Below are 11,835 nucleotides of genomic sequence, written 5' to 3'. Positions count from 1 at the left end.
GTGGAGCGAACGGGGAAGGCGAGGCCCGTCAGCGGGCCTCAGCGAGGACCGGCGAGGCCCCGCGGACCTCGCGGAACTGGCGGCTGCGGACGATCGCGTCGACGGCCGACGAGACCCGGTGGCCTTCCGATTCGAGCCTGAGCCGCATCTCGTCGAGCAAGGGCTCGTCGGTCAGCATCAGGCCCCTCCCCAGCGCGTAGCCGAGGAGCTTCTTGCAGAACTGGCGCTCGACGGCCTCGCGACGCTTCGTGAGCAAATGGGAGCGAAGCCCATCGCCGCCGTCGACCTCGGAGCCGTCGGGGAGCTTGGCGTGGGCGTCGATCGGCTGGCCGGCGGCGTCCTTGTCGCGGAACCGGCCGATGGCGTCGTAGGCCTCGAGCGAGAAGCCGTAGGGGTCCATCTTGGCGTGGCACCCGGCGCAGCGGATGTCCTTCGTGTGCTTCTCGACGAGCTGGCGGACCGAGAGCCCGCCGCCCGAGGCCTCGTCGTCGGGAAGGATCGGCACGTTCTTCGGGGGCTTGGGCGTGCGCTCGCCGAGGAGAACCTCCGTCACCCAGTTTCCGCGGAGGATCGGGCTGGTCCGCGAGGCCCCCGACTGCTGGGCGAGCGTCGCGGCTAGCCCCAGGATCCCGCCCCGGCCGTGCTTCCGGACGCCGTCGACGCGCCGCCATTCGGGGCCCGTCACGCCCGGGATCTGGTAATGCTCGGCGAGCGCCTGGTTCAGGAACGTGTGATCGGCGTCGTAGATCGAGAGCACCGGGGCGTCGTTGCGGAAGAGGTCGGCGAAGAAGAGGATCGCCTCCTCGTACATCGCCCCCTTGAGGGCGGCGAACGTCGGGAAGTGCCGCTCGCTCTTCTCGTCCAGGGTGTCGAAGTCGTAGATGTGCAGCCACTGGCAGGCGAACTCCTCGGCCAGGCGACGCACGTCGGGCGATTGCATCAGGCGCTTCGCCTGGGCCGCAAGGACGTCGGGGTCGCGGAGCTTCCCGGCCGCGGCAGCCTCGCGAAGCGCGGCGTCGGGGGCCGACGAGGTGAGGAAGTAGCTCAGGCGGCTGGCCAGCTCCCAGTCGGAGGCCGACGCCGACTTGACGCCGACGGGGGCCTTTTCCAGTCGGTACAGGAAGTTCGGGGCCATCAAGATGCGGGCCAGGGTCAGGCGGAAGGCCTCGTCGTGCGGGAGTTCCTCGGCCCGAAGGCGGGCGTACAGCTCGCGAAGTTCCTGCGCCTCGCGGTCGGTCGTCGGCCGGCGATAGGCCTGCGACGCGAACGCGATCAGGGCGTCGAGCTGGCGGGGCTCGGCGGCGATCAGCTCCTTGCGGAAGGCCTCGGCGCGTTCGTGGATCGGCTTGCGGAAGGGCTCAAACAGCCGCGGGTCGCTGTCCTGCGTCGCATACTCCATGAGCTGGTTGAAGGCGCCGACCTGGGTCAGGGCGTCCTGGGTGACGAAGTGCAACTCGACCCAGAGGCGATCGAGCCGCGCGGCCTCGGCGTCGTCGAGCAGCAGCCGGCGCAGGGGCTCGTCCTCGCGGTGGAAGAGGGTCAGGGTCACGACCTCGTCGACGGGGACGATCTTCTCGTAGCAGACGGCGGGCGGGAACCAGGCGCGGAACTCGGCGAAGGCGGCCTTCAGCCGGGTCTCGGCCGTGCCCCCGGGGACGACCAGGACGGGGGCGTCGGGCCGCAGCCCGGGGACGTTCGCCGGCGCGCCGGTCGTGATCCGAAGCTGGACGAAATCGTCGCCCCCCTCAACGGGCCGGGCCACCGCCGAGCCCATCAGCTCGGCGCCCGCGGCCAGCTCGGCGGGAATCCGGATCGCCACGGTCGACGGGCTGCGCACGGCCAGGTCCCCGACGCCGATCCCGGCCGCGACGGCGGTCGGTCCAAACGTCGCGGGGTCGAGGCCCCAGGTCGAGTCGGCGGGGATGGGGCCGCCCGACGGCTGCGCAGGGATGATCGGGCCGCCGGGCGTCGTCAAGCCGCGGTAGAGGGCCACATCGGCGGCGGCGGCCCCGGCGGGACCGGAGGCCAGGAGCTTCTGGAGCCGCCCGGCGATCGCCGCACGCTCGGTCGGCTCGGGGGTCGCCAGCCAGCGGGCCAGGAGCGAGCCGGCCGGCAAGGCCAGGCCGCCGGAGTCGGCGTCGGGCTCGCGGAAGAACGACCAGACGGCGGCGTTGCCGAAGCCGTCGGCGTGCGGGTTGGCCGCCATGGCGTCGCCCGAGACGTCCGCCGCCAGGTCCCACTTCCGTCCTCCCTCGCCGGCGGCCGTCACGGTCAGGTCGACGGCCGTCAGGTCGCACGAATGGTTGCCGTCGCGAGGGCTGACCGCCAGCGCGATCAGGTCGCCGGGGTTCAACGCGATGGGCCCGAACGGACCGGCCTTCGCCGGCGTCGGTCCCACCGCGACGCCGTCCGCGAGGGCGATCCGCACAGCGCCCCGGCGCAATTCCAGCCGCCAGGTGGTGCCGTTGCCGCAGGCGGGGTGGACGTGCTGGATCTGAGCGTTGATCCGATATTCGCCGGCGACCGGACAGGCCCAGCCCGCCCCGGCGCGGAGGGTCGGCGAGGGGTGCACGGCCACGCCGCGGCCCTTCAGCTCGCCGGGGATGTGCACGGTCTCTTTCGAGGCGTTGGCGACCGCGAGGGGCGTCTCGGACGAACCCCAGCCCTTGACGAAGTCGAAGCCGCCGACGTCCTGCATGCGCTCCGTGAACAGCTCGAGCTTGGTCGGGGCGTTCGGGCCGATCCCCAGGCAGGCGAGCCACGCGCCGAGGATCTCGGGGTCGACCTCGTGCTTCCGCGCGAGCGCGTCACGATCGGCGGTCGCGGGCGCCGCCAGCGCTTCGGCCGCGGCTTCGAGGCACTTCGCGGCCGAGGCGACGACCTGCTCGCGGCGGGCCGCCATCCCCTCGGCGATGGCCCGCAGGTCGCGGATCGCCACGTCGGGCCGGCCGGCCCTGGCGATCCGCAGGTTCTCCCAGACCACGACGCTCGACCGCTCGACGCCGCCCGCCGCCAGGTTGACGACGACCTCGCGGGCGTCGCCGACGTCCGGCAGCTTGAAGCGGAGGTCCTGACGCGCGACCACGGGGTCGATCGCCGCGACCCACGACTTCATGTGCCCCACCGTCTGGAACTTCGTCAGCGCCGCCTGCCAGGCCGTGATCTCGGCCAGGAGCGCCGGGACGTCGCCCGGCTTCGCGGCCTTCCAGCGGGCGCGAAGGGGGTCGAGCACCGGCGAGGGCTCGCCGCCGGCGAGCACGCCCGCGAGGGCCTTCAAATATCGCGCGTTGAGGCCGCGTCGCTGTGCGACCGAGTCGTACGTCTCCCGGCCCGCGGCGATCGCGTCGCGCTCTTCCAGGCCGGCGGTCAGGTACTTGTCGAACGCGATCTTGCCTTCGCCGTCGGCGTGGCGGGCGTACAGCGAGCGGATCGCGACCAGCAGTTCCTCGGCCCAGTCGCGGCGGGTCTCGCCGGGGGCGAACCGCATGCCGTCGGGGAGGAGGACGGCGTGGGCGGCGACCTTCTTCGCGGCGTCGAGGTACTTGCCGAGCAGGGCGGGGGACATCACCAGGGCGTCGCCCGTGTTGGTGAATCCCTCGCCCGCGGCGCTGTCGGCGGGGAACTCGCGGGCCGGCTGGAAGTCGAAGCCGGTGAGGTCGCGGAGGGTGTAGGTGTACTGGGCGTTGTTGAGCCGCCGGAGCACGACGGGCCCGGGGTCGCCGGCGTCGGCGAAGGCCTCGGCCCGCAGGTAGCGGCCGACCCAGCCGCGGATCGCCGCCCGTTCGGCGGGCTCGGGCTTCGGCGATTCCTTGGGCGGCATCTCGCCGTTGTCGAGCATCTCGGCGACCTTCTGCCAGGTCGCGGGGGCGTGGCGGACGTCGTCGAGCCTGGCGAAGGCCTCCAGGTCGAGGTCCCCCTCCTTGTCCTCCGTCGAGTGGCAGTCGAGGCAGAACTTCGCGAGCATGGGCCGGACCTGGCCGCCGTACTCCCTCGCCAGCGACTCGAACGAATCGGGGGGCGCGGCCCACGTCGTCGCGGCCGGCGCGAAGGCCAGCAGGACGACGAAGCCGAGGCTTCGCAGCCCTCGGAAGGTGGTGGGTCGGCTCATGAGGGGGTCTCCAGCAGGGTGCGATAGAACTCGATGTGGACCCGGATCTCGCGGTCGGCCTCGGCGAGGTCGCCCGACTTCAGGGCGTCGAGGACGACCTGATGCCCGCGCACCGCGGCGGCCACGTCAAGGTGCTTGCCGAAGCGCCGGAAGAACACCGCGAGCAGGTCCCCGAAGGCCATCAACGGCGACAGCCCGGAGGCGGCGATCAACTGGTGGTGGAAGGCCCGGTCGAGCACGACGCCTTCCGCGATATCCTCGACCCGTCCGAGTCGTGAATTGGTCTCGGCGAGCGACTCGTAGAGCAAGGGGTTCCGCTCCATCCGCCGCGCGACGTGGGGCAGCACCCCGGCCTCCAGGATCACCCGGGTGTCGATGAGCACCTCGGGCGCGACGTCGTGCAGGGCCGGGTGGAAGCCGAGGTACTCCGTCACGCGGTCCATGTCCACCTGGCCGACGCTCAGGCCGCGACCCGGCCGGGCCTCCAGGATGCCCAGGAACTCCAGCGACTTCGTCGCCTCGCGGAGGCTCAGCCGGCTGACCCCGAACCGCTTCGCCAGGTCGGCCTCGGTGGGCAGGCGATCCCCCGGCCTGAGGTCGCCGTCGACGATGTACGACTTGAGCCGACCGGCCACGACGTCCCGAAGCTTGATCCGAGGCGCGGTGTTCATCAAGGTGGGTCCTGGGGAGGGTTCCTGCGATCGTCGGAGTTTATCAGATGATCTTCGAAGATCAAACAATCTTTTGATCCTCCGGCGAGGGACGCCGAGTACCACCTTCAGCACAAGGAATGGGGATTCCGGTGCGCCGCATTCGACTCCGGCGACGGGCCGTGACTTCGAACGGCTCCATCCGAATCCCAGCACGAGAGCCGTGCGGACCGTCCTTCGCCCCTCCGTGGGAGAAGGTCGATCGCTCGGGCTTGCGATCACCGATCCGATCGAGCGATTCCGCTTCCCTGGGGGGCACCGTCCGAAAGGCATCGAAGAGCCGAGCGCCTTCATTTGCTCCCGGCACGACGTCGGCCCGAGGCGACGACGCAAGGCTCTTCCCGTCGCGACGGGAGGTGTCGGCGGCCGCACGCCGCCGATGCGGGCGTCTCCCGGGCGGCCAGCCAGGTGGTCGCTTCCGGGCTCGGCATTGGCCGGCTGAGGACAAAGCCCTGGACCGAGTCGCATCCCCAGGCGGCGAGCCGCTCGGCGCTCGCCAGGTCCTCGACGCCTTCGGCCACCACCTTGAGGCCCAGGTTGTGTCCGAGGTCGATCACCGTCCGCACGATGCACGCGCCGCGGTCGTCGACCAACATGTCCTTGACGAAGGACCGGTCCACCTTGACCTCGTCCACCGGCAGTTCCTTCAGGTAGGCGAGCGAGGAATAGCCGGTGCCGAAATCGTCGATGGAGATCCGGACGCCCAGCTCGTGCAGGGATTCGAGGATTCGTTTCGCCTGCTTGGGATGCTTCATCATGGCCGTCTCGGTGACCTCGATGGTCAACCAGCCGGGCTGCGCCTGCTCGGTCTCCAGCAGCTTGCGGAGCGTCTCCGTGAGCCCTTCGTCGTGCAGGTTGTCGACGGAGAGGTTCACCGCGACGTCGGCGTCGAGCCCGACGTCGTGCCAAGCCCGACTCTGGCGGATCGCCGCTTCGAGCGTCCAAAGGCCCATCGGCCGGATCAACCCCGTCTCCTCGGCCATGGTGATGAACCGCCCCGGCGGCATCAGGCCCTCGCGCGGGTGTTGCCAGCGGACGAGGGCTTCGACCCCGGCGGCTCCCCCCGTCGCCAGGTCGACTTTCGGCTGATAGTGGAGCCGGAGTTGGCCCTCCTCGATCCCCCGGCGAAACTCGGCGACGAGGCCGAGGCGTTGAGGCGTGCAGTCGGACAGCCCCGGCGTGTAGACGACCTTGCCGGCGCGCCTCCGCTTCGCCGCGTACATCGCGACGTCCGCCCGTTGCATGAGCGATGCGGCGTCGCCGCCATGGTCCGGATAGAGGGCGACCCCGATGCTGGCGCCGATGTCGAGCAATTGCCCCTTCACCACGATCGGCGTCGCCAGGGAGGCCAGGATCCGGTCGGCGATTTCCAGGGCCTCCGATGCCGCGACGCCCTCCAGCAGGATGCCGAACTCGTCCCCCCCCAGCCGGGCGACCAGGTCCCCGACCCGGACGGCGCCGACGAGGATGGGGTTGAGCCGCTTGAGGAGCTCGTCGCCGAAGTCGTGGCCGAAGGTGTCGTTGATCTGCTTGAACCGGTCCAGGTCGATCAGCAGCAGGGCCCCTCGCGTCTCCTGCCCCCAGAGCGATGAGGTGAACCGCTCCAGGTGCTGGAGCAGGAGGGTGCGGTTGGGGAGCCCGGTCAGCCCGTCGTGCGTGGCCTGGTGCGCCAGCATCGCCTCGGCCCGCTTCTGTTCGGTGATGTCGCGGCCGACGTTGGAGGCTCCGACGATCGCGCCGTCGACGTCGCGGATCGGCGAGACCGTCAGCGATACGTCGATGACCGTGCCGTCCTTGCAGCGGCGGCGAGTTTGGTAGTGGTCGAGGTGCTCGTCCCGGCAGGTGCGGTCGAGGATCGTCCGCACGTCGTCGACCAGGTCGGGCGGCATCAGCATCGCGATGTGGCGGCCGATCACCTCGTCCGCCGTGTACCCCAGCACGCGCTCGGCGCCCCTGTTCCAGCTGGTGATCAGGCCGTCGAGGTCCTTCGAGATGATGATCTCGTCGGAAGACTCGACGATCGACGCCATCCGGCGTAAGTCCGCCCCGACGCGGGCCCTCTCGGCGTTCTCCTCGGCCAGGCTGCGGTTGGCCTCCTGGAGTTCGGCGGTCCGTTCCCGGACCTCGACCTCGATCCCGTCGCGGGTGACTTCGAGTTCCGCCTCGCGCTCGGCGACGGCGTGCATCTCCCGCACCCACTGGACGCACGAGCGGATCAGGAAGACGTCCTCGAAGACCACCCAGCCGGTATGCTCGACCCATCGCCAGGGCTGCACCGTGAGGACCCCGTAGATCGAGTACGGCCAGAACACGCCGCGGAAGGAATGGTCCAGGGCGACCACGACCGAGAACGTCAGGAGCACCCGCCAGTCGCGGTAGAAGGCCAAAAAGGCGAGCGAGCCGAAGATGTGGAAGTGGGTCTCGATCCGGCCGCCGGACAGGTGGATCAGCAGGGCTCCCATCAGCGCCTGGGCCGCCGCGACGACGTGGCGCGTCGAGGCCCACCCGGGCCGGAGGCGGGTCAACGCGACCGGCATGGCCACGATCGCCCCGCCCAGGAAGGCCGAGGCCCAGACGTGCGGATGGACCTGGCTCTCCGCCCCCGCCCAGGCGCGGGGCGAGACCAGGAGCGCGACGACGATCCCGGCCAACCACTGGAACGTCAGGAGGGCCGCGAACAGGCGGTCGACCTCGCGGAAGATCGCGATCCGATGCTCCCGGAAGAGGGATTCGGCCAGCTGATCGATCCGCTCTCGGCCCAAGGTCGCGGGCGGAGCGCTTGGCTGCACTTCAGGAGTCCCCGGAAGAGTCGGCGGGGGGGGCCGTCAGGGGACAGCCGAAGACCGGCCCGCAGTCCTGATGCGCCCGCCCCGTGGTCAGAAACGAGATCACCGCCTCGCGGCCCCGATTGTCCCCCTCGTGGCCTCGAGACCCGGTGATGCCGCCGCTGTAGAGCAGGGTCCCGTTCGCGTCGTAGAGCACGACGTGCCCGGACGTGGCCGCGCCGAAGCGGGCGGCGTCCAGCCCCCCCCGGTCGACATGGACCCGCGTCCCCGGGATCGCGGCGGCGGCCGTCCAGAGGTCCGACTCTTCCCAGGCCTGGTCGACCCCGTCCGGCCGGAGGAACAGGACGTGCACGGAGACCGCGTCCCCGCAACGGGCCGCGATCCGGCTGAGTTCGGCGATGGAGGCCCGCGTGCAGGGGCAGAGTGGGTGCACCGCCATCACCAGATTGGCGCGTCCCGGCTCGGGGACGACGCGGCTGCTCGCCGGCCATCGTCCCGCCGGGTCGCCGACCGCGCCGGGCGTCGAAGTGTACGACGCGAGGAGGATGAACCCCGCGCAGACCGCGACGACCCATGCGATCCCGGCCGTCGCGAACCAGTCGAATCGTCTGAGCAGATGGATCATCGCGCCTCCGGGCCCGGGCCTGGGTCTTCGTCGACCGCAAGTAGACGTGGTCCGATCGCGGGGCGACCGCTGGATCAACCCTCTCAAATCTAGGTCATGTTTTGATCCCATGCCCCCGTCGAGCCGCCCCGGCGGCGATTCGCCCGACGCGACCTCGGCGTGAATGGCTCGCGGAGGAGGATCATCGCCTCGGCCGGTCGTCGAGCAAGCCGAGGATGTGGCCGTCGAGGATCATCTTGAGCGTGCGGGCCGCCAGCTCGGGGTCGGCCTGGGCACGGTAGCGTTTGACCAGGAACGCGAGGCCGGGCGAAGCGAGGGCGTCGTCCTGCAGGCGAGTTCGCTCGGCCTCGGAGAGCTTCGCCCAGTGGCCCTGGATCCGGGCCTGGTCCGCCTGCTCCTTCGCCCGCTGTTCCTCGGCGACCCGTCGCCGGGCGTCCTCGACCTTGCGGCGCTGCTCGTCGAGGGCCGCGAGCCGCTCGCGCCGCTGGGCCTCGGACTCGAAGCCGCGGGGCGCCGTGTAGTCCTTGCGGATGGACTCCGCGAGGTAGCCCGCGGGGTTCTTCGAGACTCGCTTGTCCCGGCGCTCGACCAGCCAGTCGAACACCTCGATCTTGCCCTGGATGCTGTCGGCCGGATGGTTGAGCGCCAGCTCGGCGGCGACCGTCGCCGTGACGCCCCGGGCGACGAGCCCCTTCTCCTGCTCGGTCGGCTCCGGGCCGGCCAGGGGAGACCCCGCGTCGAGGGTCTCCTCGACCAGCTCCAAATCGGCCCGACGCCTCAGGGTGATGGTCCACTGCTTGGGGCCGACCTTCGCGTACCGCCGCTCCTTCTCCATCGGCTCCAGGAAGCCGATCTGCTCCAGCTCGTCGATCGCCGGCTGGAGCTTCTCCTTGAGCTTGCCGTTGTCCTTGTAGCCGCGGTCAAGCCCGACGTGCTCGCAAGCGAAGGTCCGCAAGTCCAGCGTGAGCGAAGGCGAGTGGTAGAAATGCTTGCCCAGGAACCGGTACATCTGCTGCGAGCTGGGGTGACGCAGGCGCAGCAACAGCTTCAGGTCGATGGTGCGGACGAACCCCGCCTCCAGGCTCTGGAAGAAGATCTCGTTCCAGGCGATGTTCGACCTGAGCAGGGTCGCCTGGCGGGACGCCGAGCCGTCGTTGATCTCGAAGTCGTCGATGATCCCGAAGCCCTTCGAGGAATACGTCTGCCTGGGCTTGTCCCACCAGGCGTTCTCGTAGAGCACGAAGACGTTCGCCCAGCGCTTGAGCGACAGCTCGATCCGGGCGTACGACTGGCCCGAGTCGGCCCAGCCCAGCACCTTGATCACCTCGCTGCGGCTGAACCCGACCCGCCGCTCCCGGAAGTTGTTCGCCCGCTTCGTCAGGTAGATCAGGCCCAGGAGGATCAGGTTGTCCTGCGATGAGGGGAGGCCGTACAGGTCGGAGCCGGTCACGGTCACCTTGCGGAGGATCATCAGGCCCGTCGACTCGTCGCGGACCGGGACCTCGCGGATGATCAGGTTGACGTCCTTGCGATCGGCGAGGAGCGTGATCGGAAATTCGGCCAGGTTCATCTCGTCCTTGCCGAACAACCGCTCGTCCGGGACCGACTCCGGGGTCGCTCGCAAGCCCTCTGCATCCTGAGGTCGTTCCATCCCCAGCCCCCAAGGAGAGCAACAACACCGCCCCCGCTTGTTGTTGCAGGTTTCACATGGTTACTAGGTTATACTGTTAGCAAAAAAAAGAGTGCGACGCCATAACGGTTTACGTAGAACTTCCTCCCCGCGTAATCGGTGGTTCCTCCCCGGGCTATCGGTGGTTCCTCCCCGCGTAATCGGTGGTTCCTCCCCGGGCTATCGGTGGTTCCTCCCCGTGTAATCGGCGGTTCCTCCCCGGGATATCGCCCGAATTGGGCTATCGATCGGAAGTGCAGGTGGCCAGATTCGCCCAGGAGCCTGGTTGGATCGGACGTGCCACGTGGGGGGGGCGGCGGCGGGGGAAATTCCTCCCCGGGCCATCGGTCGATCCGCCCGCCTATGGTAGGCCTCGGTCGGTCCTGCGTTACGCGCCGTGGCCCCGCGAGGAGAGGCTATGGAGGAGCGTGGGGAGGTCGTCGAGGCCGAACTGATGCTTGACGACGCCTTCGAGGAAAGCGGCCTTGTTCATGCCGTAGACGACGGACGTGGCCTCGTCCTGGCCCAGGGTCAGGCCGCCCGCGTCGAGGATGGCCCGGCAGCCCTCGACTCCGTCCCGACCCATGCCGGTCATCAGGATCCCGACGGCCGCGCCGTGGTACATGCGGGCGACCGAGCGGAAGAGGACGTCGACCGACGGCCTGTGGCCGCTGACCGGAGGATCCTCGGGCGAGGACAGCACCGCGCGGGCGAGGGGAGGGCGGCCCGACAGCGTGAGATGACGTCCGCCGGGGGCGACGAGGACCCGGTTGGGAGTCGCCAGGTCGCCCTCGGCAGCCTCCTTGACTTCCAGGGTCGACGTCCGGTTGAGACGGTCGGCGAACACCCCGGTGAACTGGGCCGGCATGTGCTGGACGATCAGGATCGGCGGCGTCGGCGGCCGGAGCAGGGGGATGACCCGCGCGAGGGCCTGGGGGCCTCCCGTGGAGATGCCGATCGCCACGCAACCGACGAGCGTCTCGCCCGCCAGGGACGGCGGGGTCGACCGCGGGGGGGACGCCGGGGCGGACTTCCGCGGACGGAACACGCGTCCCTGGGCGGCGCCGAGGACCTTGGCGACGAGCAGCTCGCCCTCGGCGCGCATCTCGGCCAGCTGGTTCCGGGTCGGCTTGGGGTGGAAGTCGACCGCGCCCAGCTCCAGGGCCTTGAGGGTCACGTCGGCCCCCTCCTGCGTCAGGGCGCTGACCATGACGATGGGGACTTCGCGGATGGCCAGGATGGCGGGCAGGGCGTCGAGGCCGGAGACCTCGGGCATCTCGATGTCCAGCGTGACGACGTCGGGCTGGAGCTTCGCCACCTGCGCGACCGCCTCGCGGCCGTCGCGCGCCACGCCCACGACCTCGATCCGGCCCGACCCGTTGAGGACGTCCGTGAGCAGCCGGCGCATCAGGGCGGAGTCGTCGACGACCAGGGCTCGGATGCGGCGTGAGGACGGGTCGTCGGGGCGATCATCGGACATGGCTGGCGCGGTCCTTGCCGCCGTTCAAACGGGCGGTTCACGAAGAGGCGACGGCCGCCTTGCGGAGCAGGGCCGTCACGCGGGCCCGGTCGAACGGCTTCACGACGAAGTCGATCGCGCCCAGGCGGATCGCGTCCATCACCGACTGCTTCTGGTCGACGGCCGTGATGACGACGACCTTCGCCTCGGGATCCAGCTCGCGGATCTTCTTGAGGGCCTCGAGCCCCCCCATCACGGGCATGACCAGGTCCATCGTCACGAGGTCGGGGCGCAGCTCCGGATACATGGCCACCGCCTGCGAGCCGTCGGCCGCCTCGCCCGCGACCTCCCAGCCCGCCTCGCGTGCGACCGTGCCGATCAGCCGCCGCATGAACAGGGCGTCATCCACCACCAGCAGCCGTTTCATCCACGACCTCCAAAGCCTCGGGCCAGTCCCGCGTTCCAGTCTACCACCGCC

The 11,835-nt window shown here is 70.3% G+C and carries 7 protein-coding genes; all 7 read right to left on the bottom strand.

Annotation, left to right across the window (positions count from 1 at the left end):
• Positions 1-28: 28 nt before the first annotated feature.
• The 7 genes from PZE19_RS31170 to PZE19_RS31140 all read right to left on the bottom strand — a co-directional run bounded on the left by PZE19_RS31170 (position 29) and on the right by PZE19_RS31140 (position 11,784).
• A complete protein-coding gene (locus tag PZE19_RS31170; RefSeq protein ID WP_277864578.1) occupies positions 29-4,108 on the bottom strand; it encodes a DUF1592 domain-containing protein in 4,080 nt (1,359 codons plus the stop codon).
• Positions 4,105-4,779 carry a FadR/GntR family transcriptional regulator gene (locus PZE19_RS31165; protein WP_277864577.1) on the bottom strand — a complete coding sequence of 225 codons (675 nt, stop codon included), beginning with the start codon at positions 4,777-4,779 and terminating at the stop codon, positions 4,105-4,107. The genes PZE19_RS31170 and PZE19_RS31165 overlap by 4 nt, the downstream gene beginning before the upstream one ends.
• A gap of 329 nt (positions 4,780-5,108) precedes the next feature.
• Positions 5,109-7,607 carry a putative bifunctional diguanylate cyclase/phosphodiesterase gene (locus PZE19_RS31160; protein WP_277864576.1) on the bottom strand — a complete coding sequence of 833 codons (2,499 nt, stop codon included), beginning with the start codon at positions 7,605-7,607 and terminating at the stop codon, positions 5,109-5,111.
• Between the two features lies 1 nt (position 7,608).
• Positions 7,609-8,229 carry a hypothetical protein gene (locus tag PZE19_RS31155; RefSeq protein ID WP_277864575.1) on the bottom strand — a complete coding sequence of 207 codons (621 nt, stop codon included), beginning with the start codon at positions 8,227-8,229 and terminating at the stop codon, positions 7,609-7,611.
• 181 nt (positions 8,230-8,410) lie between these two features.
• Positions 8,411-9,853, bottom strand: a complete 1,443-nt coding sequence (locus tag PZE19_RS31150) for a replication initiator protein A (protein ID WP_277864574.1) — start codon at positions 9,851-9,853, stop codon at positions 8,411-8,413.
• A 433-nt stretch (positions 9,854-10,286) separates the two neighbouring features.
• The gene (locus PZE19_RS31145; RefSeq protein ID WP_277864573.1) at positions 10,287-11,378 is read right to left on the bottom strand and encodes a protein-glutamate methylesterase/protein-glutamine glutaminase; all 1,092 of its coding nucleotides are present in this window, start codon (positions 11,376-11,378) and stop codon (positions 10,287-10,289) included.
• A gap of 37 nt (positions 11,379-11,415) precedes the next feature.
• Positions 11,416-11,784 carry a response regulator gene (locus PZE19_RS31140; RefSeq protein ID WP_277864572.1) on the bottom strand — a complete coding sequence of 123 codons (369 nt, stop codon included), beginning with the start codon at positions 11,782-11,784 and terminating at the stop codon, positions 11,416-11,418.
• Between the last annotated feature and the right edge of the window lie 51 nt (positions 11,785-11,835).

This window comes from Paludisphaera mucosa, from assembly GCF_029589435.1.
Taxonomy (GTDB): Bacteria; Planctomycetota; Planctomycetia; order Isosphaerales; family Isosphaeraceae; genus Paludisphaera; species Paludisphaera mucosa.
This window is presented reverse-complemented; position numbering and strand designations above follow the sequence as displayed.

Bases quoted from the DNA above. Each gene is read 5' to 3' on its own strand.
- PZE19_RS31165 (WP_277864577.1), bottom strand. From the start codon at position 4,779: ATGAACACCGCGCCTCGGATCAAGCTTCGGGACGTCGTGGCCGGTCGG.
- PZE19_RS31140 (WP_277864572.1), bottom strand. From the start codon at position 11,784: ATGAAACGGCTGCTGGTGGTGGATGACGCCCTGTTCATGCGGCGGCTG.
- PZE19_RS31145 (WP_277864573.1), bottom strand. From the start codon at position 11,378: ATGTCCGATGATCGCCCCGACGACCCGTCCTCACGCCGCATCCGAGCC.
- PZE19_RS31155 (WP_277864575.1), bottom strand. From the start codon at position 8,229: ATGATCCATCTGCTCAGACGATTCGACTGGTTCGCGACGGCCGGGATC.
- PZE19_RS31170 (WP_277864578.1), bottom strand. From the start codon at position 4,108: ATGAGCCGACCCACCACCTTCCGAGGGCTGCGAAGCCTCGGCTTCGTC.